At 66.3% G+C, this 22604-nt stretch carries 23 protein-coding genes; 14 read left to right on the top strand and 9 right to left on the bottom strand.

Annotation, left to right across the window (positions count from 1 at the left end):
* Nucleotides 1–14: 14 nt before the first annotated feature.
* Both NQJ30_RS07585 and NQJ30_RS07580 read left to right on the top strand, forming a co-directional pair.
* Nucleotides 15–827: a class I SAM-dependent methyltransferase gene (locus NQJ30_RS07585; RefSeq protein WP_255769302.1), complete on the top strand. Its 813-nt coding sequence runs from the start codon at nucleotides 15–17 to the stop codon at nucleotides 825–827.
* 47 nt (nucleotides 828–874) lie between these two features.
* Nucleotides 875–1999: a glycerate kinase gene (locus tag NQJ30_RS07580; RefSeq protein WP_255769241.1), complete on the top strand. Its 1125-nt coding sequence runs from the start codon at nucleotides 875–877 to the stop codon at nucleotides 1997–1999.
* A 3-nt stretch (nucleotides 2000–2002) separates the two neighbouring features.
* Here the strand turns inward: NQJ30_RS07580 and NQJ30_RS07575 are convergent, their stop codons facing one another.
* Complete coding sequence (locus NQJ30_RS07575; RefSeq protein WP_255769240.1) at nucleotides 2003–2497, bottom strand: DUF6328 family protein; 495 nt, start codon at nucleotides 2495–2497, stop codon at nucleotides 2003–2005.
* A gap of 183 nt (nucleotides 2498–2680) precedes the next feature.
* Between NQJ30_RS07575 and NQJ30_RS07570 the strand changes: the two genes are divergently transcribed.
* The 3 genes from NQJ30_RS07570 (at nucleotide 2681) to NQJ30_RS07560 (ending at nucleotide 4900) form a co-directional block, all read left to right on the top strand.
* The gene (locus NQJ30_RS07570; protein WP_255769239.1) at nucleotides 2681–3034 is read left to right on the top strand and encodes a hypothetical protein; all 354 of its coding nucleotides are present in this window, start codon (nucleotides 2681–2683) and stop codon (nucleotides 3032–3034) included.
* 211 nt (nucleotides 3035–3245) lie between these two features.
* On the top strand, nucleotides 3246–4040 hold the full coding sequence (locus NQJ30_RS07565; RefSeq protein WP_255769238.1) for a GAF and ANTAR domain-containing protein: 795 nt from the start codon (nucleotides 3246–3248) through the stop codon (nucleotides 4038–4040).
* Nucleotides 4037–4900 carry an SGNH/GDSL hydrolase family protein gene (locus NQJ30_RS07560; protein WP_255769237.1) on the top strand — a complete coding sequence of 288 codons (864 nt, stop codon included), beginning with the start codon at nucleotides 4037–4039 and terminating at the stop codon, nucleotides 4898–4900. Before NQJ30_RS07565 ends, NQJ30_RS07560 begins: the two co-directional genes overlap by 4 nt.
* On the opposite strand, the gene NQJ30_RS07555 is transcribed toward NQJ30_RS07560, so the two are convergent.
* Nucleotides 4901–6253: a uracil-xanthine permease family protein gene (locus tag NQJ30_RS07555; protein ID WP_255769236.1), complete on the bottom strand. Its 1353-nt coding sequence runs from the start codon at nucleotides 6251–6253 to the stop codon at nucleotides 4901–4903. It abuts the gene before it with no gap.
* A 200-nt stretch (nucleotides 6254–6453) separates the two neighbouring features.
* On the opposite strand from NQJ30_RS07555, the gene NQJ30_RS07550 reads away from it, so the two are divergent.
* Nucleotides 6454–7059: a malonic semialdehyde reductase gene (locus tag NQJ30_RS07550; protein WP_255769235.1), complete on the top strand. Its 606-nt coding sequence runs from the start codon at nucleotides 6454–6456 to the stop codon at nucleotides 7057–7059.
* A gap of 80 nt (nucleotides 7060–7139) precedes the next feature.
* Here NQJ30_RS07550 and pgm read toward each other — a convergent pair whose 3' ends face one another.
* A complete protein-coding gene (pgm, locus tag NQJ30_RS07545; RefSeq protein ID WP_255769234.1) occupies nucleotides 7140–8822 on the bottom strand; it encodes a phosphoglucomutase (alpha-D-glucose-1,6-bisphosphate-dependent) in 1683 nt (560 codons plus the stop codon).
* 238 nt (nucleotides 8823–9060) lie between these two features.
* Between pgm and NQJ30_RS07540 the strand changes: the two genes are divergently transcribed.
* Nucleotides 9061–10011 carry a nuclease-related domain-containing protein gene (locus tag NQJ30_RS07540; RefSeq protein WP_255769233.1) on the top strand — a complete coding sequence of 317 codons (951 nt, stop codon included), beginning with the start codon at nucleotides 9061–9063 and terminating at the stop codon, nucleotides 10009–10011.
* A gap of 55 nt (nucleotides 10012–10066) precedes the next feature.
* Nucleotides 10067–10666: a DUF4190 domain-containing protein gene (locus tag NQJ30_RS07535; RefSeq protein WP_255769232.1), complete on the top strand. Its 600-nt coding sequence runs from the start codon at nucleotides 10067–10069 to the stop codon at nucleotides 10664–10666.
* A gap of 74 nt (nucleotides 10667–10740) precedes the next feature.
* On the opposite strand, the gene NQJ30_RS07530 is transcribed toward NQJ30_RS07535, so the two are convergent.
* The 3 genes from NQJ30_RS07530 to NQJ30_RS07520 form a co-directional block, all read right to left on the bottom strand.
* Nucleotides 10741–11082: a hypothetical protein gene (locus tag NQJ30_RS07530; protein ID WP_255769231.1), complete on the bottom strand. Its 342-nt coding sequence runs from the start codon at nucleotides 11080–11082 to the stop codon at nucleotides 10741–10743.
* A gap of 177 nt (nucleotides 11083–11259) precedes the next feature.
* The gene (locus NQJ30_RS07525) at nucleotides 11260–11463 is read right to left on the bottom strand and encodes a hypothetical protein (protein ID WP_255769230.1); all 204 of its coding nucleotides are present in this window, start codon (nucleotides 11461–11463) and stop codon (nucleotides 11260–11262) included.
* Between the two features lie 84 nt (nucleotides 11464–11547).
* On the bottom strand, nucleotides 11548–12972 hold the full coding sequence (locus tag NQJ30_RS07520) for an amidase (RefSeq protein ID WP_374113231.1): 1425 nt from the start codon (nucleotides 12970–12972) through the stop codon (nucleotides 11548–11550).
* 154 nt (nucleotides 12973–13126) lie between these two features.
* Between NQJ30_RS07520 and NQJ30_RS07515 the strand changes: the two genes are divergently transcribed.
* The 3 genes from NQJ30_RS07515 to NQJ30_RS07505 all read left to right on the top strand — a co-directional run bounded on the left by NQJ30_RS07515 (nucleotide 13127) and on the right by NQJ30_RS07505 (nucleotide 14769).
* Complete coding sequence (locus NQJ30_RS07515) at nucleotides 13127–13453, top strand: rhodanese-like domain-containing protein (RefSeq protein WP_255769229.1); 327 nt, start codon at nucleotides 13127–13129, stop codon at nucleotides 13451–13453.
* A 41-nt stretch (nucleotides 13454–13494) separates the two neighbouring features.
* Nucleotides 13495–14475 carry a prephenate dehydratase gene (pheA, locus tag NQJ30_RS07510; RefSeq protein ID WP_255769228.1) on the top strand — a complete coding sequence of 327 codons (981 nt, stop codon included), beginning with the start codon at nucleotides 13495–13497 and terminating at the stop codon, nucleotides 14473–14475.
* Nucleotides 14476–14559: 84 nt separating this feature from the next.
* Complete coding sequence (locus NQJ30_RS07505; protein ID WP_255769227.1) at nucleotides 14560–14769, top strand: hypothetical protein; 210 nt, start codon at nucleotides 14560–14562, stop codon at nucleotides 14767–14769.
* A gap of 13 nt (nucleotides 14770–14782) precedes the next feature.
* On the opposite strand, the gene NQJ30_RS07500 is transcribed toward NQJ30_RS07505, so the two are convergent.
* Complete coding sequence (locus NQJ30_RS07500; protein ID WP_255769226.1) at nucleotides 14783–15841, bottom strand: diacylglycerol/lipid kinase family protein; 1059 nt, start codon at nucleotides 15839–15841, stop codon at nucleotides 14783–14785.
* Between the two features lie 89 nt (nucleotides 15842–15930).
* Between NQJ30_RS07500 and serS the strand changes: the two genes are divergently transcribed.
* Nucleotides 15931–17211 (top strand): serine--tRNA ligase, encoded by a 1281-nt coding sequence (gene serS / locus NQJ30_RS07495; protein WP_255769224.1) that lies wholly within the window; start codon nucleotides 15931–15933, stop codon nucleotides 17209–17211.
* A 66-nt stretch (nucleotides 17212–17277) separates the two neighbouring features.
* Here the strand turns inward: serS and NQJ30_RS07490 are convergent, their stop codons facing one another.
* On the bottom strand, nucleotides 17278–18285 hold the full coding sequence (locus NQJ30_RS07490; protein ID WP_255769223.1) for an endonuclease domain-containing protein: 1008 nt from the start codon (nucleotides 18283–18285) through the stop codon (nucleotides 17278–17280).
* Nucleotides 18286–18442: 157 nt separating this feature from the next.
* Here NQJ30_RS07490 and NQJ30_RS07485 point away from each other — a divergent pair, with 157 nt between their 5' ends.
* Nucleotides 18443–19294 carry an HAD family hydrolase gene (locus tag NQJ30_RS07485; protein ID WP_255769222.1) on the top strand — a complete coding sequence of 284 codons (852 nt, stop codon included), beginning with the start codon at nucleotides 18443–18445 and terminating at the stop codon, nucleotides 19292–19294.
* Nucleotides 19295–19377: 83 nt separating this feature from the next.
* Here NQJ30_RS07485 and NQJ30_RS07480 read toward each other — a convergent pair whose 3' ends face one another.
* On the bottom strand, nucleotides 19378–19977 hold the full coding sequence (locus tag NQJ30_RS07480; protein WP_255769220.1) for a hypothetical protein: 600 nt from the start codon (nucleotides 19975–19977) through the stop codon (nucleotides 19378–19380).
* A gap of 169 nt (nucleotides 19978–20146) precedes the next feature.
* Between NQJ30_RS07480 and NQJ30_RS07475 the strand changes: the two genes are divergently transcribed.
* On the top strand, nucleotides 20147–22576 hold the full coding sequence (locus tag NQJ30_RS07475) for a phosphoketolase family protein (RefSeq protein WP_255769300.1): 2430 nt from the start codon (nucleotides 20147–20149) through the stop codon (nucleotides 22574–22576).
* The last annotated feature ends 28 nt before the right edge of the window (nucleotides 22577–22604 follow it).

Below are 22604 nucleotides of genomic sequence, written 5' to 3'. Positions count from 1 at the left end.
CCCCTTCGAAACCGATGCGCTCCTCCTGGCGGAAGTACCTGATCCTGCCCAAGCTCATCAGGCTGTCCCGTTCCGCTCCCAAAGACCGTACCGTTGCCTGGGACAAGTACTGGGCAGGCATCGTCAGCACGGGGACCAGCAGCGAAGTGCTCTGGGATTCCGGTTCTGACAACGAGTTGCAGGGCTACCGGAGCATCCTGAAGCGGCACTTTGATCCGAACCTTCCCGTGGTTGATGTGGGCTGTGGCCATGGTGCGTTCAGCCGGGCCCTGGCGGCATTTTCGCCGCAGGTGATCGGGGTGGACGTTGCTGACCATGCGGTATCCCGCGCGCGGGACGAGTCGGCAGGGCTACCAAACGTCAGCTTTGTGACGTGCGATATGACGCGGCCGGGAGCTGGCGCCGGCCTCGCGGGACCGACGGACGCCAATGTCTTCATCCGAGGGGTGCTCCATGTCCTGAGCACCGCAGATCAGGCCGCCCTGATGGAAAACCTCCGGCAGCTGGTGGGCATCCGCGGCCGGGTTTTCCTGGCGGAGACGAACTTTCGCGGCAACCCGGTGGAGTACGTCTCGCACCTGGGTGCCTCACTCCGGCGGATCCCGGCGCCGCTGGAACTGGCTATCCGCAAGCTGCCCATGCCCGGGCACTTCGGCCCGGCGGAGCTCGCCGTCGTGATGCCGGCGGACCGGTGGACGCTCGTGGAGGACGGCAGCGCCACCATCGAAACCAATCCACTGATGGATGCTGACGGGGACAGCCGGGTCCCCGGCTACTTTGCGGTCCTCAAAGGCAAGGCCGCCGGGCAGGCCCCGCTGTCCGCATAGCGGATCTGGCAAGCGCTTTCCCTCATGGGGCTGGCATGATTGAGCGCATGCGCATTCTCATCGCCCCGGACAAGTTCAAGGGTTCCCTCACCGCAGCAGAGGCCGCCGCCGCCATCGCGGAAGGAGCGCTGCGCGTCTATCCGGATGCCGTGGCCAACCAGTTTCCGATCGCCGACGGCGGCGAGGGAACCTTGGAGGCGGCCGTTTCCGCCGGTTACGAGGAGCGGCTCAACGCGGTGGTGGGGCCCATCCTTAAGCCCGTCGGTGCGGCCTGGGCGATCCGTAAAAACGACGACGGTGGTGTTGTTGCTGTCATCGAAACCGCGCAGGCGTCCGGCCTGGCGCAGATGGAGCCCACCCCGGCCAACGCCCTGCGGGCCCACAGCTACGGTTGCGGGCAGCTGATCGCCGCGGCCCTCGACGCAGGCGCCACCGAAATTGTGCTGGGCCTGGGCGGGTCGGCCATGACCGACGGCGGCAGCGGCGCCCTGCGTGCGCTGGGCCTCAAGCCCCTGGACCGTGCCGGCAACGTGGTCCCGCTGGGCGGCGGATCGCTGGCCGATGTGGTGGCCCTGGACACTTCCGGGTTGGATCCGCGGCTGTCAGCGGTCACGTTCAGAATCGCAGTGGACGTGCAGAACCCTCTATTCGGCGCCACCGGCGCCGCCCACGTTTTCGGCCCCCAGAAGGGAGCTGACGCCGAAGCCATTGAACTGCTCGACGCCGGTCTCCGCAACTGGGCGTCCGTGCTCCGTGAAGCGACCGGCCGGGACGTCAACCTCCCGGGAGCCGGGGCAGCCGGTGGCTTCCCGGCGTCGTTCCTTGCCTTCGGCAGCGCACGCCTGGAAGGCGGATTCGCACTGGTGGCGGGGCTCACCGGCCTCGCGGGCCAGCTGGACAACGCAGACCTCGTGATCACCGGCGAAGGATCCCTGGACTCCCAGTCGCTGACGGGGAAGGCACCCATCGCGCTCGCCGACGCGGCCCGCGAGCGGGGCATCCCGGTGATTGCGGTGGCGGGCCGGATCCTGGTCACGCCCGAGGACCTGGCCGGCCACGGCGTAGTGGCCGCCGCCCAGCTGCTCGACGTCGCCGCCAGCCCGGAAGACGCCGTCGCCAACGCGGCAAAGTACCTCGCGTGGGCAACCAGCCAGGTCCTGGAAGGCGCCTGAGGGCTACCGCCCCCGGGCGCGGCGGTTCAGGCGCAGGGGGACATAGACCAGAAGGATCAGGAGCACCGCAAGCAGGACCCCGCCCGCGGTCAGGCCCGCCGGCCGGCCAGCCGTGACGTCAAAAACCAGCGCGGCCGTCCCGACGCTGAGCATGCCAACCCCGGCCAGGGCGAGTTTGGTGATGGTGTCGGCGCTGGACACGAGCATCTCCTTGAGCCGCTGGCGGAACAGGCGGCGGTGAACGCTCACCGGAAGCAGGATGAATACCGTGGTGAGGGCGGCAATAACAACGTTGACGAGGTAGAGGGTGACCTGAAAGCCGTCCAGTTTCTCAAAACGCTGCTGGAAGGGGAGTGTCAGGAGGAAACCTGCCAAAATCTGCACCCCGGTCTGTAGGACCCTGAGTTCCTGGAGCAGTTCGGACCAGTTGCGGTCAAGCTGCTCTTCCCGGGTTTCGTGCCGGCCTGACCCGCCCGTGACGTCCTCCGCGTTCGGCATCGCTTCTCCTTGCTCCGGGGGCGTGGCCACCAAGCCGTGTGATTTCAAGCTAGGCCGAAGTTGCGGCGAGATCAACAATTGCTAAGGTTGCTTATTACTCGAGTCGAACGGTGACTCGCTCTGCCGGGCGGGAGATTTTCGAAGGGCTGCTCGCAGATTCATCCACATCCACAAGGAGGAACCATGAGTCAGGAAAACCAGCGCCCGGAACCGGAAAAGGAAGTGGGCGGCTACGGTTCGCCCACCCCGGAGCAGGAGATGGGCGGTGCGGACAACAAGCCGTCCGCTCAGCACAGCGATGACGCGGACTCGAACGATCCGGGGCCCGAACCGGGGGAGCAGCAGTCCGGGTCCGGTGACGCGGATGTGCCGTCCGCGGACGCCGAAATCGACGGGTCAAACGCGGATTCCCAGGGCTCGAAGCCGTTCTCCTCGGAGTCCGAACAGGATGCTTCCGGCCTGCCCGACGGCAGCGGCAATAACCTGGACAAGGAAAAGTCACCTAACGACGACGATGAAAGCTTCGACGCCGGCTAAACCTTTGGTGCCGCCGGGATTCGCCCGGCGCACGTCACCGGCACGGTGCCGCCCGGATTCTTGAGGGCGGCACCGTGCTGTCCGCAGCCGCATATTGGTGCCGCAGAATCACACCCGTGAAACCAACTCCGGACGTATCCTAATAACAGGTTTTGCAGTGGGCCGCGCGTATCGATCCTAGGCGTGGGTTATGGCCGCGGAGACTCCACGGATGCCAGGCTGGGAATCCCTTCCCGATCCCCAGGACGTGGTGTTCGAGAGCAGGGACGTTGAGGACTTCCTTGCCTCGGTCACCGGCGAGTTCATGCGCGACCTCGACGCCGATGTCCGGTCAATCAGTTGGGCCGTCACCTTCTTCCGTCCCGGCGCGGCCCGGACCGCCGCCGCCGGAAGCGCCGCGGCCAGGGCTGCAGACGAAGAACAGTGCTCGTTCGCAGACGGACCCGTGTTGGAGTCACTGCGTACCGGTGACTTTGTGCACGTGGCAGACACGGCCAGCGACCGCCGCTGGCCGGGCTACGCCAACGCTGCCGCGGAACACGGGGTCAGATCGTTGCTGTCCACGCCCATAGTGTCCGCGGCAGGGTGGCATGCGGCGCTGAGCCTTTATGCCGCCTTGCCCCATGCGTTCAGCAGCAAGGACATCGTGCTGGCACGCCGGTATGCCCGGCAGGTGGCGAGCTCCCTGCGCCTGGTGGTGCGGGTGGCCGCCCGGACCGAGGCCGACGCGCAGCTGGCCATCGCACAGAGCTCGGCAGTCCTTCTGGACCTGGCCGTCGGCATCCTCATGGCCGACTACGGTCTCGGGCACGAGGCGGCTGTGCAGTATCTAAGGACCGTCGCCAGGCATACCAGCCAAGGGCTGCGGCAGACGGCCCTGAACATCGTGGCGGCCTCACGCCCCGACACGGCGGAACCCCGCCAGGACAACGCCGGCTTCGACCTTATCGCGGTCGAAACACCGGCGGTGCATGAAGGACCCTACAAAACAGGGAGTACACCATGAAGGCCCGGAATCAGAACAGGGCAGCCACAAGCGCCCCTGCGGAGCCAGCACTTCACCCTTGGCGCAGGCTGGTGGCGCTGGGTGATTCCTTCACGGAAGGGATCGGTGACCCCGACCCCCGCAGTGAAGGCGGCCTGCGCGGCTGGGCAGACCGCGTGGCCGAGGAATTGAGCGTCAACCAGCCGGATTTTTCCTACGCAAACCTCGCCATCCGGGGCCTGCTGCTGCAGCAGATCTTCGACCGGCAACTGGAGCCCGCGCTGGAGCTGAAGCCGGACCTGGTGACGTTATCGGCCGGCGGCAACGACATGGTGTTCAGGCGCAGCGATCCGGACCGGCTGGCAGAAAAGATCGACGTTGGGGTGGAACAACTGGCACGGTCCGGCGCCACAGTGGTCCTCTTCGCCGGACCCGACTGGGGCGCGACGCCTGTCTTCAGCCAGATCCGCGGCAAGGTGGCCATCTTCAACGAAAATCTCCATACGGTGGCTGCCCGCCATGACGCGGTGATGGTGGATCTGTGGTTCCTGCGTGAACTCTCGCACCCGGGCATGTGGGATCCGGACCGGCTGCACTTCTCACCCCTCGGTCACCACACCATCGCCATGGCAGTCCTGAGGGCCCTCGGTGTCCCGCACACGTTGGTGCCGCTTGAACCCAAGCCGTCCCTGCCGCGAGGCTGGCGGGAGGCGCGGGCGGAAGACCTGGTCTGGGCGCGGGAGTACCTTTTCCCGTGGGTGGTCCGCCAGCTCAAGCACCCGTCAGAAGAGGAGTTGACCGCCAAACGGCCCGAGCCCGGGCCGGTCTTCGGCCGGGGCACGCCGCCGGCGGCGTACCTGAGTGGAGGCCACGCGGCCTGATCAGCGTTTTTTCGGGCTGCGTTTCGTTGCGGCGTTGAGGGCGGCCTTCGCGGCCGGGGGAAGGCCGGCCAGTTCGGTTTCCGGTTCCGCCGCCGTGCCGCGTGCCTTCGCAATGGCGCTCATGCCGTGGTAGATCACCAGTGCGGCGGCGGAGCCCAGTGCGATGCCGGTGAAGGTCAGTTCCCCGATGGCCCAGGTGTAGTCCGCGATGCCGATGATCAGGGCGACGGCGGCCGTGGTCAGGTTTACCGGGTTGGCGAAGTTCACCTTGTTCTGCACCCAGATCTTCACGCCGAGAATGCCGATCATGCCGTACAGCATGGTGGCCGCACCGCCCAGCACGCCCGGCGGTACGGTGGCAATCAGTTCGCCGAACTTCGGTGAGAAACTCAGTACGATGGCGAAGATCCCCGCCACCCAGTACGCCGCCGTGGAATACACCTTGGTGGCCGCCATGACGCCGATGTTTTCCGCGTAGGTGGTGGTGCCGGAACCGCCGCCGGCGCCGGCGAGTACTGTGGCGATGCCGTCGGCCATCAGCGCGCGCCCGGAGACGTCGTCGAGGTTTTGCCCCGTCATCGCCGCCACTGATTTCACGTGCCCGATGTTCTCGGCCACGAGGACGAGGACCACGGGGACGAACAGCCCCAGTACGCCGACGTGGAATTCCGGCGTCTGGAAGTGGGGGAGGCCGATCCATGCGGCGGCGTCCATCTTGTCGTAGCTCACTTCGCCGCGCAGCATGGCCACGAGGTAGCCCGCCACTACGCCCACCAGGATGCTCAGCCGGCCGATGATGCCGCGGAACAGGACACTGACCAGGATGATGGTGGCCAGGGTGACCACCGCAGTGATGGGGGCGGCAGCGAAGTTCATCTTCGCCGCGGGGGCGAGGTTGAGGCCGATCAGGGCCACGATGGCGCCGGTGACGATCGGCGGCATCAGCCGGTTGATCCAGCCCGCGCCGAATTTCTGGACGATCGCCCCGATCAGGACCAGGGCGACGCCGGCGAGCAGCACTCCGCCCAGCGCCCCGGGGATGCCGAACTGCTGCTGGGACGCCATGATGGGCGCGATGAAGGCGAAGCTGGAGCCGAGGTAGCTGGGCACCCGGCCCTTGGTGATGACCAGGAACAACAGGGTGCCAATGCCGGAAAAGAAGAGGGTGGTGGCCGGCGGCATCCCGGTGATGATGGGGACCAGGAATGTGGCGCCGAACATGGCCACCACATGCTGCATGCCCACGCCAATGGTCAGCGGCCAGGCCAGCCGCTCGTCCGGAGCAACCACGCGCCCGGGCTTAATCGACCGGCCGGTGCCGTGCAGCTTCCATTTCATTCCGAGCATGCTCATGGACGGGGGCCTTTCAAGGGGGTTGCCGCGTGGGCTGGAATCTTCCGGTGCAAGAATACCGCGCCCGCACGCCCGCGACGGGCTGTGCCGAACGTCACGGGCCGTCACGGGAAGAAGACAGCAACGCTTGAAGTTGCAACGATGGAAAGCAGATAGCCGGCCCATCACCCCGATGAGCGGGCCCAGCGAAAGGTACGCATATGACTATTGCCCACGAAGAAGCAGTCATCGACTCGGCCGCCGTCGACGCCATCTTTGCCGAAGCCCGCACCGCCAACTCCTTCACCGGCGAGGTGACCGAGGACCAGGCCCGCGCCATCTATGAGCTGACCAAGTTCGGCCCCACGGCCTTCAACTCCCAGCCGCTCCGCGTCACCTATGTCCGTTCGGACGAGGCCCGCGCCAAGCTCGTTGACGCCATGTCCAACGGCAACAAGGCCAAGACGGCCTCGGCTCCGCTGGTTGCCGTCCTCAGCTACGACACCGCGTGGGCTGAACAGTGGGACACCTTCCTGCCCGAGTACGGCGCCCCGAAGGCCATGTACGACGCCGCTCCGGAGCTGGCTGCCTCTACCGGCAACAACAACGCGCACCTGCAGGCCGGCTACTTCATCCTTGCCGTCCGCTCCCTCGGCCTGTCCGCGGGCCCGATGACCGGCGCCGACTTCACCGCCATCGATGCCCAGCTTTACCCCGCCGGCGAGCAGAAGAGCTTCCTGGTGGTCAACATCGGCCAGCCCGGTGAAGGCGCCTGGGGTGCAGCCAAGCCCAAGTTCGCCTACGAGGACGTCGTCCGCACCGTCTGATCTAACCAAGATGCTCTATCACTTTTGGTCCTTATCCAGGTTGGATGAGGACCAAAAGTGATAGAGCATCCGCTTTTAGGTCAGGAGATGACGCTGTCCACCAGGGCCTTGGCCTCGGCCTGGACCTGCTTAAGGTGCTCCTCGCCCTTGAAGGACTCGGCGTAGATTTTGTACACATCTTCGGTGCCGGACGGACGGGCGGCGAACCAGGCGTTTTCCGTGACTACCTTCAGGCCGCCGATGGGCGCGCCGTTGCCGGGCGCCTCGGTCAGCTTGGCGGTGATGGTTTCGCCCGCCAGTTCAGTGGCCGTAACGTCCGACGGCGAGAGCTTGCCGAGTGCCGCCTTCTGCTCCCGCGTGGCGGCTGCATCGATGCGTGCGTAGACGGGGGCGCCGAACTGGTCGGTCAGGCCCTTGTACAGCTGCGAGGGGGACTTGCCCGTGACGGCGGTGATCTCCGAGGCAAGGAGCGCCAGCAGGATGCCGTCCTTGTCGGTGGTCCAAACACTGCCGTCCTTCTTGTTGAACGATGCGCCGGCCGATTCCTCGCCGCCGAACGCGCCCTCGCCGGAGAGCAGGCCGGGCACAAACCACTTGAAGCCGACGGGCACCTCGACGAGTTTGCGGCCGAGGCTTTCGGCCACGCGATCGATGATCGAGGAGGAGACCAGGGTTTTGCCCACCACGGAGTTCGGGTTCCAGCCGCTGCGGTTGCGGTACAGGTAATCGATGGCGACGGCGAGGTAGTGGTTCGGGTTCATCAGCCCGCCCACCCCGTCGACAAGAGGCGTGACGATGCCGTGGCGGTCGGCGTCCGCGTCATTCCCCGTGGCGATGTCAAAGGCGGCGCCAGACGCAGAACCAGCGCCGCCGTCGGACATCCGCTTGATCAGGGACGCCATGGCGGACGGTGAGGAGCAGTCCATGCGGATCTTTTCGTCCCAGTCCAGGGTCATAAACGCAAACTGCGGGTCAATGGTGGGGTTCACCACCGTGAGGTCCAGGTGGTGCCGCTCGGCGATCTCGCCCCAGTAGTCCACGGACGCGCCGCCCATGGGATCGGCGCCGATGCGGACTCCGGCGTCGCGGATGGCCTCCAGGTTCAGCACGGACGGGAGATCGTCAACGTAGCTGCTGAGGAAATCGAACTTGCCGGTGCTGTCCGCCGCGAGGGCGTCAGCCACCGGGATGCGCTTGACGCCGCGGAGGTCGTTCTCCAAAAGTTCATTGGCGCGGTTGGCGATCCAGCCCGTCGCGTCCGAATCGGCGGGGCCGCCGTGCGGCGGGTTGTACTTGAAACCGCCGTCTGCGGGCGGGTTGTGGCTGGGCGTGACCACAATGCCGTCCGCCTCCGGCGCCCCGGCAGCGCGGTTGTTGTTGTACGTCAGGATGGCGTGGCTCAGGGCAGGGGTGGGCGTGTAACCGTGGCGGGCGTCCACCAGCACGTTCACGCCGTTGGCAGCGAGGACCTCCAGCGCAGAATTCTGTGCCGGCTCGCTCAGCGCGTGGGTGTCCTTCGCCAGGAACAGCGGGCCGGTGATGCCCTGCCCGGCGCGGTATTCCACGATGGCCTGCGTGATGGCAACAATGTGCTTTTCGTTGAACGATGCCTTGAGGCTGGATCCCCGGTGCCCCGACGTGCCGAACGCTACGCGCTGGCCCGGATCACCCAGATCCGGCGATATGTCGTAGTACGCGTCAAGGAGCGCAGTGATGTCAACAAGGTCCTGGGGTTGGGCAACTGTGCCCGCGCGGCTAGCCATGGGACCAGCATGCCAGAAGCAGGCGGACGGCAGTACGCCCCGGTCCAAAATTCGGACGCTGTGACGCGGAAAGTCATGAACAGGTGGTTAAACCTGAGTACCTCAGCCCAAAAGTACTTATATACCGGCCCCCGCGCCCGCTGTTACGTTCGGAAAAGTCAGCGGGGAACGCTCGACGGCGGCAGCACCGTCGTCGTGCATGCGGCAGTTAAGCCGCCAGGAAAGTGAGGGGCGGGTCATGCGGGCAGGAGACGGCGCGGCCGAGCAGTCAAGGCTCGCAGCGGAGCGCGTGCAAAGGCTCAAACGCCAACTGGACCAGACCGAGCAGGCCACCAAATCCTGGGACGACGGCGCGGTGGGAGAGCGGATTGTTGCCGAACACCTGAACCTGCTTGTCCCGCACGGCTGGTTCCTGCTCCACGACGTGCACTGGCCCGGCCGGCCAAGGGCAAGCCTGGATCACGTACTGGTGGGTCCGGGCGGCGTGGTGGTGGTGGAAGCCAAGAACTGGACAGGCGAAGTCCGCGTTTCCGCCGGGGTCCTGTGGCAGGGCAGGTTCGCGCGGACACAGTCAGTGGAAGGGGCGTTGGCGCAGTGCGCCGCCGTGGCCTCGGTGTTGCCGCCGCCGCATCGCCGCTTGGTCCGCCCGCTGATCTGCCTCGCTGCGCAGCCGGACCTCTTCGCCGTCACCAATGCGGACGTCGCCGTCACAGGTGCCGAACGCGTTGTTGAGGCCGTGCTGTCCTTGCCGCCCGTGCTTGACCAGCAGGCGGTGGCGGGCCTGTACGCGCACCTCAGCCAGGAGCTCATGCAGGAACCGGCCGCCGAAGATCCCGCGCTGAGGTCTTTGGCCAGCAACCGTGTGGCTCCGCCGGTCCGCGGGCCTGAGGCGTCCCGCGGGCCCGAAAATTCGCGGCGCCCGGATGTGCCGCGGCAGGCTGATGCGTCCCGGTTGGGTTCGACCGGCCGCCCGGATGCGTCCCGGGCGGCTGATGCGTCCGGCCGTCCGGCGGAGCCGCGCGATTCCCATCATCGTCAGCTCCCGGCCGTCGCCGCCGGGGCGAGTGGCGGCTACGGATACCGGAAAGCGAATGCCCAACAGCAGGCCGCAGCGGGGATTGGCCGCTTGCTCTGCCTCGCCGGCTTTGTGATTTTTGCTGTGTACGTGCTGCCGTATTTAGGACGATAGGACCGCAGGAGGTGCGGCGGTAGGCTGGAAGCGAAGACTGCGATCGGGGGAAACCATGAGTGACCAGACAACGCCGCGCCCGGATTCCCAAGGGACCGGCGCCCAGGGGCCGGACGGTCCGCCGCCCGCGTACGAGCCGCCACAGTTTGTGCCACCGCAGGGTCCGGAGATTCCCGCGCCGCCCCTTTATGACTGGAGCAAGGGCGGAACAGAGTCCGGCTCCCAATACGGCGGGTCCCAGGATGGCGGCTCCCACGACGGCGGGTCCCAATACGGCACGGGCGCGTACAGCCAGCCTGCCGAGCAGCAGTCCGGTGCGCCCTACGCCCAACCGGGCAGCCCTTACGGCCCGCCGAGCCCCTATGCCCAGCCCAGCCCCTACGGCCAGTACTATGGCCTGCCAGCGGTCGAGCCCAAGGGCCTCAGCATCACGAGCATGGTCTGCGGTATTTCCTCGGTCCTGCTGGGCTGGTTCCTCATTCCACAGCTCGCGGCGATCATCACCGGCCACCTGGCGCTCGGCCGTGAACCTTCCGGCAAGGGCATGTCCATCACCGGGCTGGTCCTGGGCTACCTGTGCCTGCTCGGCTACGGTGCGTTCTGGCTGCTCCTGATCTTCGGGCTGTCGGCCTACCGGACCTCTTACGGATACTAGGATTCCGGACCAGCCGGCAGCAGCTCCCGGCTCCGGCAGGACTGGGTTACAACCGGACAAAGTTTCCGGCGGGACTAAGTTTCCGCGGACGGGGCCTTGGCGGCGATCCGGGCCGCCTGCTCCCGTTCCGCGTCGCTGAGTACGGCAGGCCCGCTGTCACGGAACGTCCAGTTCGTTTTCACTCCGCCCGGGCCCGTGAGTGACCCGCCGGCCAGGGCCTTTTCGATCCGGCGACGGACTTCGTTTTCCCTGGCGGGTTCGGCGGCGAAGACCACCCTGAGCCTGACCTCGTTGCCGTCCCGGGAATGGCCTGTGTGATGCGGGGCCAGCGGGCACGGCGGTTCATGGTCCCAGCTTCCGCATAGTTCAAGGGTGATGGCCGCACCCGGTGCCCCGGGATCGGATCCGGTGGCCATTAACAGGGATGCTTGGTGTACGTAGTGTCCGCGCATGTGAGTTTCCCTCCAGATTCACTGCGGTGGTGCGGGCGGCTCCCGGCGGGGCTGGCGCCGCGGCAATGCCATGCGGTGCCGTGCCGGGGCAGGGGAAAGGCCCCGGGCGGGGCCTTTCTTCAAGCAGGCTTCGCCAACGAGTCAGACTTTCTCGCTGGTCCGTGCAGCGGCAGGTTCCTCGGATTCATGGGTCTTCCGCCAGCGCGGGAAAGCCCAGAAAGTGAAGTCCTTAGCGGTGTAATGCGGCTCGGAACGGTCCGGCGGTGTCTGCTGGCGCGTCTCAGGTTCGCGAGTGGTTTCCTTCTTGGTTCCCCACCCGAAATCCTTGCTTGATGAATAGCACATCACAGGCCTCCTTTTGGTGACTGCCCCTTAATCGTCCACCCGTTTGACCTCAGAGTCGACACTCTGCGGCTGTTCAACCCGACTTCAGAATCCCAGCTGTGCAGCCACCTGCAGGAGGAGTAACTCGGAGCCCTCGGGACCAACCAGTTGGATGCCCATCGGAAGGCCCTCACCCGGTTGTCCGCCGGTCCAGTACACGGGCACGGTCACCGCCGGCAGGCCGCAAACGTTCACCATGGAGGACCACGGCGCGAATTCGCACTGCCTGCGGTAGTCGTCGTCGGCGTCCCCCGCCCAGTCAGCGGCGGGCCAGCGTCCGTCCCCGTGGGTGGCGCCGGTAAACCATCCCACCGGACGCGGCGTCTGTGCCAGGGCCGGCATGAGCATGAGATCCCAGGCCCGGTACTGGGTGATGGTGTCACGTGTGAACTGCCGGAGGAACGCGAGCGATTCGTCCAGCTTCGCCCCGCTGCGCTGCTGGGCCCGGCGGCGGAACGTTTTGGTAAGCGGGGTCAGTGACGCCTCGCGCTGCGGGCTGATCCGGGCGTTTCCGACGGCGGCGGTCCAGGCCGTCGTGAAGGCGTCGGGGTAACGGTTGTCGTAGCGGATGCCGGCCTCGGTCACGGTGTGCCCGGCATGTTCCAGCATTTCGCGGCCTGCCCGCAGCGCCGCCAGTGCCTCCGGCTCAGGAGCGAACGGGAAGGCAGCAGCCCAGGGGCTGTCCAGGCTGAGTCCGATCCGCAGCGGACGCGGTTCCTGGGCCACGGCGTCGAGGTAGCCGCTTTTTGGGGCGGGCACCAGCGCGTCCAACAGGAGGGCAGCGTCGGCGGCACTCCGGGCCAGGGGACCGGCAACCACCAGCCCTGCGGCGTCAGCCGCGCCCTCACCCGAGGGCACCAGCCCGCGGCCCGGTTTGAGTCCCACCAACCCGCACGCCGCCGCCGGGATGCGAATGGAACCGCCGCCGTCGCTCCCTGGCGCAAAGGGGATCAGGCCCGCGGCCACCGCGGCGGCGCTGCCGCCGGAGGAACCGCCGGAACTGCGGCTGGAGGCGTGGGGATTGCGCGACGGCGGAGCGATGCGGTTTTCGCTGTATGCCGTCAGCCCGAACTCGGGAACCTGGGTCTTGCCCAGCGAGATCACACCTGCAGCTTTCAGGACTGCAGCCAGCGCCCCGTCGGCGGGCGCAGGTTTGTGCTCCAGCGCCGCGCTGCCATGGGTCGTCACCACGCCCGCCACATCGGTCAGGTCCTTGAAGGCCAGCGGCATGCCGTGCAGGAGCGGCAGGCCCTCCAGGCTGGGGCCGGCAGTGGTTGCAGAACTCTTCCGGAGCCGGGCAAAGCGGTCATCGGCTGCGCCCGCATCGGCCATGGCCTGTTCGGCGGTGACGGTAATAAAGGCGCCCAGCAGGGGGTTGCGCTCGGCGATGCGGGCCAGGAAGTGGGCCGCCGTTTCACGGGCCGAGAGCTCCCCGGAGCGAAGGGAATCCCGCAGTTGGACTGCGGGCATTTTGTGCAGGTCGCTCAGGGAGCCGGTGGTCTGCTCAGCGGGCAAGGGTCCTCCTTTGGATCTTGTAGAAGCGTAACCTGACCGTTCCCGGCCAGGATGGCTGGTGGCCGGCGCTAGGCTGGGAGGAGACCATAGTCATTCGAAAGGGGATCCCGTGAGCGATTTCGAGTCCGTGCCTGTTAGTGACGTTCCGGAAGATGCGGCCATTCTGGACGTCCGCGAAGACTACGAATGGGTGGCCGGCCACGCCGAGGGCGCCCTGCACATTCCACTGGATCAGCTCCCCGCGCGCCTGGAGGAACTGGACCCGGACCAGGACCTGTACGTCATCTGCCGGACCGGCGGGCGCTCCTTCCGGGCTGCCCAGTGGCTCACCGGCAAGGGCTACGCAGCCATTAATGTCGCTGGCGGCATGGATCAATGGCTGGAGTCGGGCAAGCCGCTGGTGTCCGATAACGGGCTCAAGCCGCTGGTGCTTTAAGCCGCGGTCCCCCTGAATCCATCGCCCTGAAGGACCATGCCATGCCCGCGTCAGCCGCTATCTATACCTTCCTCGGACCCGAGGGAACCTTCACGGAAGCCGCGCTGATGCAGGTGCCCGGGGCTGCGGAGGCCGTCCGCGTCCCGGCCTCCAATGTTAATGCTGCGCTGGACATGGTCCGGAACGGTTCCGCGCATGCCGCCATGGTCCCGATCGAGAACTCCGTGGAAGGCGGCGTCACGGCCACTCTGGACGCCATTGCGGGTGGCCCGGAACTCCGGATCACCCGGGAAGTGCTGGTCCCCATTAGTTTTGTGCTGGTGGCCCGCCCGGGGGTGACGCTCGCGGACATCCGCCGCATCTCGACCCACGGCCACGCATGGGCCCAATGCCGCCTGTGGGTTGAAGCGAACATTCCTGGAGCGGAATACGTTCCGGGCTCCTCCACGGCGGCCGCCGCCATGGGCCTGCTGGCGGACGGCGCCCACTACGATGCCGCCATCTGTGCGCCGATAGTGGCTGAGGAACAGCCCGGACTCGGCGTCCTTGCAGAGGACATCGGGGATAATCCCGGCGCAGTTACGCGGTTCATCCTGGTGAGCCGGCCCGGTGCCTTACCTGAGCCGACGGGAGCGGACAAGACCACCGTGGTGGTGCCGCTGCCCGAGGACCGGCCGGGGGCGCTCATGGAAATCCTTGATCAGTTTGCCACCCGGGGAGTGAACCTCAGCCGGATCGAGTCCCGGCCCACCGGACAGTATCTGGGCCACTACTTCTTCAGCATCGACGCTGACGGCCATGTCCGGGATGCCCGGGTAGCCGATGCACTCGCAGGACTTCACCGCATCAGCCCGGCCACCCGGTTCCTGGGATCCTACGGCCGCGCGGATGCACAGAAAGTCCTCGTTGCTGCGCACACCTCCGACGAGGCATTCCGTGCAGCGCATCAATGGGTGAATGGAATTCTCGGCAGTGCATCAATCGAGCCCGAAACCGCTTCCGAAGCTTCGCCCACAGCGTAGGAAAGGGTACTTCCGCGGGATTGTTACTGTGCGTATGCTTGCTTGATCCACTTGGGGGACGGCCCCTAACGAAGGGAGCATGTCATGAATACCAGCAGCAGCACAGACGATGACGGCCAGGGCATGATTGTTAACCCCAAGCCGGCCGCAGACAACCAGGACTGGGACGGCGATGAAGCAGACCGCGCCGACCGCCTGCGTTTCGAAGAGGAACAGGCCATGATCCGCGAGCAGTCTGAGGCGCGGGCCGCCAAGGCCGCAGCCGAGGAAGCCGCGAAGAAAGCCACCGCATGACGCCCGCCTCAGCTCAGGGCTGCTGACCCTTCACCCTGATCAGGAGCGACCGGGGCGCCACCTGGACGGTGACCTTGGTCGCCAGACCGGACGGGTCGCCGTCGATCTGGGTTGGCATCGGTTCCGGGCACTTGATGATGATCTTCCCCGCCCGGTACATGGTCATGATGGGGAGGTTGCCCCTGTGCTTGAAGAGGATTTTCCCGTACATGGCGAGCCAGCCGAAGGCGCTGCGCGGGCTCATGACCACCACGTCGAGCATGCCGTCGTCGATCATGGCTTCCGGGATGAAATCAATGCCGCCGGGCACCAGACCGCAGTTGGCGAACAGGACACTGCGGATGTTCCGGACTTGTTCCGGGCTTTCATCCAGGGAGACTGATACTTTCCGCCGCCGGCCCGGCAAGTGCCGCATGCCGGCCTCGGTATACGCGAGCCAGCCCACTGCCTTCTTGAGCCCGTCGTTGGTGTCTGCCAGGATTTCCGCGTCCATTCCGATCCCGGCGATCACCAGGAAGAGATGTCCGGAGGAGTGGCCGGTGCGGGAGTTCTCGATACCCATCCGGGCGGTGTCTATGTAACGCTGCTGTCCGAACAGCGCCGTGTGGATGTTGGCGCGCAGATCGTTGACGTCCAGGTCAACATTGCGGGCCAGCAGGTTTCCGGTCCCCAGCGGAATGATGCCCATGGCAACATCGGTGTGCGCGAGGGACTCGGCCACCACCCGTACCGTACCGTCGCCGCCGCCCACCAGGACGACGTCGGCCTTGAAGTCCAGCGCCGCCTTCGCCTGGGAATGGCCGGGATCCTCCGCCGTCGTCTCCAGAAAAAGGGGTTCGTCCCAACCGGCTGTCAGGCAGGCTCGCTGGATGGCGGCTTTCGCCTCGGCGGCGCGTGCTTTGACGGGGTTGAGGATGACGGCCACGCGCTGGTGGCTCAGGCCGGCCTCGTGCGCGACCTCATTGACGGCACTGCGTACGTGCAGGGCCTTGAGCTTGCGCACACCCCACCAACTCGAGACAGCGAAAGCCAACGCTGCCGCGCTGAGGAGGTAGAGAAGCCAGTCGTCCATGGTGCTTCAACAGTAGCCCGGGCGCGGCGCCGCGCATTCCGCTTTTTGCCCCGCAGCCTTGCACGCGCCGGATTAGATACTCTTGTCTGGTGATCGACGTAAAAGAGCTCAGCGAAAACCCGGACAAGTTCCGTGCCAGCCAGCGCGCCCGCGGCGCCGACGAATCAGTGGTGGACGCGATCATCGCCGCGGACTCCGCCCGGCGGGCTGCCCTGATCCGGTACGAAAATCTCCGCGCCGAGCAGAATGTCTTCGGCAAGAAGGTGGCGCAGGCCAAAGGTGATGAGAAGAAAGCCCTTCTCGCCGAGGTCAAGGAACTGGCCAACACTGTCAAGGCAGCGTCCGCGGAGGCTGACGCTGTGCAGGCCAAGCAGGACGAACTGCTGCGGTCCATCCCGAACCTAATTGAAGACGGAGTTCCCGAGGGCGGCGAGGACGACTACGTTGTGGTCAAGACCGTGGGCACGCCCCGCGAATTCCCCGATTTCGAGCCCAAAGACCACCTGGAAATTGGTGAGCTGATCGGTGCGATCGACATGGAGCGCGGCGCGAAGGTCTCCGGCTCCCGCTTCTACTTCCTGCGCGGCGTGGGTGCGCGGCTGGAAATGGCGCTGCTTCAGATGGCGATGGACCAGGCCATCGAGGCGGGCTTCATCCCCATGATCACCCCCACGTTGGTGCGCCCCGAGACGATGCAGGGCACCGGTTTTGATGTAAAGCACGACGCCGAGATCTACCGTCTCGCGGAGGACGACCTTTACCTTGTGGGGACCTCCGAGGTTGCCCTGGCCGGTTACCACGCGGACGAAATCCTGGACCTCGCATCCGGTCCCATCCGGTTCGCCGGCCAGAGCTCCTGCTACCGGCGCGAGGCCGGCTCGCACGGTAAGGACACCCGCGGCATCATCCGCGTGCACCAGTTCAACAAGGTTGAGATGTTCATCTACACCACGGTGGAAGAGGCCGCGGCCGAGCATGAGCGGCTTCTGGCGTGGGAAGAGGAGATGCTGGCCAAGTGCGAGCTGCCCTACCGGGTCATCGACACGGCGGCAGGGGACCTCGGCATGTCCGCCGCCCGGAAGTTCGACTGCGAAGCCTGGGTTCCCACCCAGGGCGCCTACCGTGAGCTCACCTCCACATCGAACTGCACCACCTTCCAGGCCCGCCGCCTGAACATCCGTGAGCGCGTTATCAATGACGAGGGCGTAGCCAAGGGCACCCGTGCCGTGGCCACCCTGAACGGCACCCTTGCCACCACCCGTTGGATCGTAGCGCTGCTGGAGCACCACCAGAACGCCGACGGCTCAGTCAACGTCCCCGCCGCCCTGCAGAAGTACCTCGGCGGCATGGAGGTCCTCCCGGTCCTGTAAGCTCCGGCGCCGATTCGCTGAGTAGTCCCCGCCTCGTGGACTGGTCCCCCTGTAAGGCCGGGGGGATTAGTCCATGAGGCGGGGATTTCTGCGTGTGAGGCCGCCCGCCGTGAGCTTCCGCTCCAGGCGTTCCAGGCTGCTGGCGTCTTTCCAGTCCCAGCGGATGACCGTGTATCCGAGGGCCCGCAGCCGGTCCTCGCGCTTCTTTTCGGCAAGGAGGGCTTCGCGCGTGGTGCGCCCTCCCAAGAGCTCGTCGTCGAGATATTTGGCGTCCCCGTCGAACTCCCCGATGATGCCGAGTTCCCGCCAATAAAAGTCAGTCCGCCCGATAAAGCCGTCATCGTCGTGAAAGGAATGTTGCAGGGCCGGAGCAGGGAATCCCAAAACGTGGATAAGGGCACGGCTGCGTGACTCCCCGACGCTTTCGGAAGCCTCGTCGGCGAATGCCAGTACTTCCAAAAAACGGCGGCGCTTGGCAGCAGACCCCAAGCAGTCCGACGCTTCCTCAAGCTCGGCGCGGGTGAGTACTTCGCCCGCCGGGCGGCGGCTACCCATTACGTCATCAACGATGGCCACGGCATGGTGGAACTCCAGCCGGACAACGCAATCAAGGACGGTCTGCACGAGCGAGGTGACACTGAAACCGCGGCGCTCTACAGTTTCGGCTTTCCAGTGATGCCGGAACAGCCCATAGCTGCGCACCGTTTCGAGTCCGGTGAGACCTGTTTTCGGGTCCTTGGCAGCACAAGTGGTCGGTGGGAGCCGGCCGGCTTTGTGCGGTGTCGGCGTGAGGGCATGGACGTGGTCTGGAACCCGAGGGCTCGGGAGCCGCCAGATCCGAAGGGCTGTGAGGTAGCAGAAAGCTATCGCGGGGTCAGTGGCCGCCACTGCCGCCACCGTGGCCGAGTACCGTGCCCAGGGCTTGAGTGCGAGCCAGGCCGACTTATTGAAATACACACCCGCCCTGACACGGACCATCTCACCATTCGTATATGAGCTGCTCAGGCTACGGCTGCTTCCGGTGAGGGCACGCTTGCGGCTGGCGAGTATCAGGGCAGGGGGAGCGGTGGCCATGGGTCCATGCTCGGCGGAAACGTGCGGTCGACGGCTGCCGAAGCGGCCGAAGGTTAACACTCACAGCGGGGATAACCTGTGAGTATTAACCGCGAGTTCACCAGGCGCTGTGGCCTGCGTCCTAGCCGGTTTCGGGGGTCTCTGGTCTACTTGACGCATGACTATTTTGACTGAATCCACAGTCGCTGGCACCGATGACCAGCGGATCGCAACCGAAAACAAGTTCATGGTGGCCCTGGACGTGGACGGCACCCTGGTGGACCACGACGGCCACATGTCCGCCCCAGTCCGTGAAGCCGCCCAGGCCGTGGTGGCCGCGGGGCACGACGTCCTGATCGCCACCGGCCGCTCCCTGAATGCCACCCTGCCCATCATCGAACTGCTCGGCATCACCAGCGGCTACGCAGTGTGCTGCAACGGCGGCGTGACTCTCCGGCTCGATCCGGAGGTGGCGGACGGCTACGAAATCATCCACAAATCCACCTTCGATCCGGCCCCCGCTCTCCGGGCGCTCCGCGACCGGCTGCCCACCGCGAAGTACGCGCTAGAGGACGAGGACGGCAACTTCCTCGCCACTGAGCGCTTCCACGACGCCAGCTTCGGCGTTGAGGCGATCGGTGTCGACTTCCAGACACTCCTGGACTCCACCGCGGTCCGCCTGGTGGTGTACAGCACCGAAAACACGCCGGAGGAGTTCTCCGAAACCATTGAGGAGATCGGCCTGGCCGGCGTCACTTATTCCGTCGGCTGGACTGCCTGGCTGGACATCGCCGCGGCCGGCGTCACCAAGGCCAGCGCATTGGAGCGGCTCCGCGGCCAGCTGGGGACCGGGCCGCACCGGACGGTGGCCATCGGCGACGGCCGGAACGACATCGAAATGCTGGGCTGGGCGGGGCGGGGTGTGGCCATGGGACAGGCCCCCAAGGAAGTCATCGCCGCCGCGGACGAGGTCACCGCGTCAGTGTTCGACGACGGCGCTGCCCACGTGTTGCTCAGCCTCCTGCCGTAGGGCTGCTTCCGCCCGTCCCGGCATGGCTATCGTGCAAGCCGCGGTCAGGCCCGGCCCCGCAGCCCCCTGCGGCACGGGTGCGTTCAGCGAACCTCAAGGATGAGCGACAACAACCGTGCGGCGGCCGGCCGGGCGGCGTGTTCCTCAGCCCACTGGGCTCTGGCCACGGCTTTGCTGACGGCCTGCGTGGTGATTCCCAGTTCGTGGGCGACGGCTTTCTGCTGCCCGCGGACGCCCGGCGTCATCAGGTCAAGGACCCGCCACTCGGCTCCGGACCGGTCCCTGACAATGTGGCCAAGCAGCCGAAGGACCGCTTCGGCTTCGTGGGCAATGTCGGCAAGCGGACCTTCCACGGCAACCGGGATGCGTTCCTTGCTGTTGCGGAGCCTGTCCACAGCGCGCCGGGCATAGATCAGGCCGTGCCCGGAGGCGTCCTTGATCTGGTTGGGCAGAGGTTCATTAACTGGTCCCACGCCCAGGCCGACGTACCAGGAGCCGCACCGCAGGGCTATCAACGCCGCGTCCACAGCCTGCTGCGGCGAGTCGACGATTCCCTGGACTTCGTCTTCCACCGAACGGTCGAAATCCAGGCGCGCAGGTATGTGCCGCAGGTCCTTCAGCAGCTGAGGAACGCGGTCGCCGTCGCGCCGGGTATCGGTTTGGTTGATGGTCAACGTGAACATGTGAAAAACAGACTACCCGCAGGTAGCCTGCAGGAGGCAACTGCGCGAACCCCCCGCCAAAGGGGTTGTGCCGGCGCAACCAAAGATGTTGCGATGGTGGAACGGCCGCTGCATAGTGGCGCGCAGCGACGTGAGGACGGTCATGACTGGCAGCCCGAAAGACCACTTGATGCAGGACGACATGACACAGGACGAGGAGACGCAGGACGGCCTGGAACTTGTGGACCGCTGGTGGCGGGCCGCGAACTATCTCTCAGTGGGGCAGATCTACCTCCGGTCCAACCCGCTGCTCCGGGAACCCCTCGCCGCGGAGCACACCAAATCCCGCCTGCTCGGCCACTGGGGCACCACGCCGGGGCTGAACTTTGTCTATGCCCACCTGAACCGCATCATCCGCCGGGACGCGCAGGAGATGCTGTTCGTTGCCGGCCCGGGCCACGGCGGCCCCGCGGTGGTGGCCAACGCCTGGCTTGAAGGGACCTACTCCGAAATCTATGGTGCCGTCGGCCGGGACGAGGCAGGCCTGGCCGAGCTGTTCCGCCAGTTCTCCTACCCCGGCGGCATCCCCAGCCATGCGGCGCCGGAGACCCCCGGATCCATCAGCGAAGGAGGCGAACTGGGGTACGCGCTCGCCCACGCGTACGGGTCCGTGTTCGACAATCCAAAGCTGATCACCGCCGTCGTGATTGGCGACGGCGAAGCGGAAACGGGTCCGCTAGCGGCGAGCTGGCACTCTCACAACTTCCTCGATCCGGTCCACGACGGTGCCGTGCTGCCCATCCTGCACCTCAACGGCTACAAGATCGCGAACCCCACCGTCCTGGCGCGCATGCCGGAGGCGCAGTTGGAGCAGCTGCTCCGCGGCTACGGGCATGAGCCGTTCTTCGTCACCGTGTCCGATCCCGATGACGTCGCGAAGGCGCACCGCGACTTCGCGGCCACCCTCGACCACTCCGTCGCTGCGATCCGGGACATCCAGGAATCCCGCCGCCGCGGGGCTGCGGCTGAGGGGACGGACGACGGCGGCGCTGCCGCGGGCGCGCGGACGGACGGCACCGCGCCGCGCTGGCCGATGATCGTGCTGCGCTCGCCGAAAGGTTGGACCGGGCCGCGGACGGTGGACGGGAAACAGGTGGAGGGCACGTGGCGTGCCCACCAGGTCCCGCTCGCGGAGGTCCGCACCAACGCGGAGCACCTCAAGCAGTTGGGCGAGTGGCTTAAGTCGTACCGGTCCGAGGAACTGTTTGACGCCGACGGCCGCCTCCGGCCCGACGTCGCGGTGAATGCGCCGTCGGGGACCCTGCGGATGAGCGCCACGCCCCACGCCAACGGCGGCCTGCTGCGCACACCGCTGAGGCTGCCGGCCTACCGTGACCACGCCGTCGCCGTCCCGGAGCCGGGCACCGAGCGGATCAGCCCCATGATCACGCTCGGGTCGTGGATGCGTGATGTCATCGCACTGAATATGGAGAACTTCCGCCTGTTCGGGCCCGATGAGACGGCGTCCAACCGGCTCCAGGATGTCTACGAGGTCACCGACAAGGTGTGGCAGTACCGGATTGACGACGTCGACGAGCACCTCGCGCGGTCCGGCCGGGTGCTGGAGGTGCTTAGTGAGCACCTGTGCCAGGGCTGGCTGGAGGGCTACCTGCTGACTGGCCGGCACGGGGTGTTCAGCTGCTATGAGGCGTTCATCCACATCGTGGATTCGATGTTCAACCAGCATGCGAAGTGGCTCAAGGTCCACCGGAACCTGCCGTGGCGGCAGCCTGTTCCTTCCCTGAACTACCTGCTCTCCTCGCATGTGTGGCAGCAGGACCACAACGGGTTTTCGCACCAGGATCCGGGTTTCATCGACCACGCGGTCAACAAGAAGGCCGAAGTCATCCGGGTGTACCTGCCGCCGGATGTGAACACCCTCCTGTCCGTCATGGACCAATGCCTGGCGTCGACCGATTACGTGAACATCGTGGTCAGCGGGAAGCAGCCCTCGCCCACGTGGCTTGGGCCGGCCGACGCTGCCAACCACTGCCGCCGCGGCCTGGGGATCTGGGAGTTTGCCGGCTCCGAGGTGCCGGGGGAGGACCCGGACGTGGTGCTGGCATGCGCCGGCGACGTGCCCACGGTGGAGACGGTCGCTGCCGCCGAACTACTGCGCAAGGGGGCGCCTGGCCTGAAGGTCCGCGTGGTCAACGTGGTGGACCTGATGCGGCTCCAGGACGACCGCGAGCACCCGCACGGCCTCCCGCCGTCGGACTTTGACGGGATCTTTACCCCGGACAAGCCGATCATCTTCGCCTATCACGGCTACCCGGCCCTCATCCACCGGCTGACGTACCGGCGCACCAACCACGGCGGCCTGCACGTCCGGGGCTATAAGGAAGAGGGGACCACCACCACACCGTTCGACATGGCCATGCTGAACGGGATTGACCGGTTCCAGCTGGCCATCGACGCGATCGACAGAGTGCCGGGCCTGGCGGAGAAGCACTCACTGCTCCGCCAGAGCCTGCAGGACCGGCGGATCGCCGCCCGGGAACATACCCGTGCTGAAGGCGAGGACCTCCCGGAGATCCGCAACTGGACGCTCAAAGCCTGAACCAAAGCAACGCGGGGTCACTTTTCGC

The sequence above is a fragment of the Pseudarthrobacter sulfonivorans genome, from assembly GCF_024391045.1.
GTDB classification, from domain to species: domain Bacteria; phylum Actinomycetota; class Actinomycetes; order Actinomycetales; family Micrococcaceae; genus Arthrobacter; species Arthrobacter sulfonivorans_B.
The sequence above is the reverse complement of the archived record's forward strand: the minus strand, read 5'-3'. Positions and strand labels throughout refer to the sequence as shown.

Excerpts from the sequence above, each read along its gene's own strand:
- NQJ30_RS07505 (WP_255769227.1), top strand. The coding sequence starts at position 14,560 with ATGAATACCAGCAGCAGCACAGACGATGACGGCCAGGGCATGATTGTT.
- pgm (WP_255769234.1), bottom strand. The coding sequence starts at position 8,822 with ATGGCTAGCCGCGCGGGCACAGTTGCCCAACCCCAGGACCTTGTTGAC.
- NQJ30_RS07480 (WP_255769220.1), bottom strand. The coding sequence starts at position 19,977 with ATGTTCACGTTGACCATCAACCAAACCGATACCCGGCGCGACGGCGAC.
- pheA (WP_255769228.1), top strand. The coding sequence starts at position 13,495 with ATGCCCGCGTCAGCCGCTATCTATACCTTCCTCGGACCCGAGGGAACC.
- NQJ30_RS07555 (WP_255769236.1), bottom strand. The coding sequence starts at position 6,253 with ATGAGCATGCTCGGAATGAAATGGAAGCTGCACGGCACCGGCCGGTCG.
- NQJ30_RS07550 (WP_255769235.1), top strand. The coding sequence starts at position 6,454 with ATGACTATTGCCCACGAAGAAGCAGTCATCGACTCGGCCGCCGTCGAC.
- NQJ30_RS07500 (WP_255769226.1), bottom strand. The coding sequence starts at position 15,841 with ATGGACGACTGGCTTCTCTACCTCCTCAGCGCGGCAGCGTTGGCTTTC.
- NQJ30_RS07520 (WP_374113231.1), bottom strand. The coding sequence starts at position 12,972 with ATGCCCGCAGTCCAACTGCGGGATTCCCTTCGCTCCGGGGAGCTCTCG.
- NQJ30_RS07570 (WP_255769239.1), top strand. The coding sequence starts at position 2,681 with ATGAGTCAGGAAAACCAGCGCCCGGAACCGGAAAAGGAAGTGGGCGGC.
- NQJ30_RS07535 (WP_255769232.1), top strand. The coding sequence starts at position 10,067 with ATGAGTGACCAGACAACGCCGCGCCCGGATTCCCAAGGGACCGGCGCC.
- NQJ30_RS07575 (WP_255769240.1), bottom strand. The coding sequence starts at position 2,497 with ATGCCGAACGCGGAGGACGTCACGGGCGGGTCAGGCCGGCACGAAACC.
- NQJ30_RS07585 (WP_255769302.1), top strand. The coding sequence starts at position 15 with ATGCGCTCCTCCTGGCGGAAGTACCTGATCCTGCCCAAGCTCATCAGG.
- NQJ30_RS07540 (WP_255769233.1), top strand. The coding sequence starts at position 9,061 with ATGCGGGCAGGAGACGGCGCGGCCGAGCAGTCAAGGCTCGCAGCGGAG.
- NQJ30_RS07560 (WP_255769237.1), top strand. The coding sequence starts at position 4,037 with ATGAAGGCCCGGAATCAGAACAGGGCAGCCACAAGCGCCCCTGCGGAG.
- NQJ30_RS07580 (WP_255769241.1), top strand. The coding sequence starts at position 875 with ATGCGCATTCTCATCGCCCCGGACAAGTTCAAGGGTTCCCTCACCGCA.
- NQJ30_RS07530 (WP_255769231.1), bottom strand. The coding sequence starts at position 11,082 with ATGGCCACCGGATCCGATCCCGGGGCACCGGGTGCGGCCATCACCCTT.
- NQJ30_RS07490 (WP_255769223.1), bottom strand. The coding sequence starts at position 18,285 with ATGGCCACCGCTCCCCCTGCCCTGATACTCGCCAGCCGCAAGCGTGCC.
- NQJ30_RS07485 (WP_255769222.1), top strand. The coding sequence starts at position 18,443 with ATGACTATTTTGACTGAATCCACAGTCGCTGGCACCGATGACCAGCGG.
- NQJ30_RS07475 (WP_255769300.1), top strand. The coding sequence starts at position 20,147 with ATGCAGGACGACATGACACAGGACGAGGAGACGCAGGACGGCCTGGAA.
- NQJ30_RS07565 (WP_255769238.1), top strand. The coding sequence starts at position 3,246 with ATGCCAGGCTGGGAATCCCTTCCCGATCCCCAGGACGTGGTGTTCGAG.
- NQJ30_RS07525 (WP_255769230.1), bottom strand. The coding sequence starts at position 11,463 with ATGTGCTATTCATCAAGCAAGGATTTCGGGTGGGGAACCAAGAAGGAA.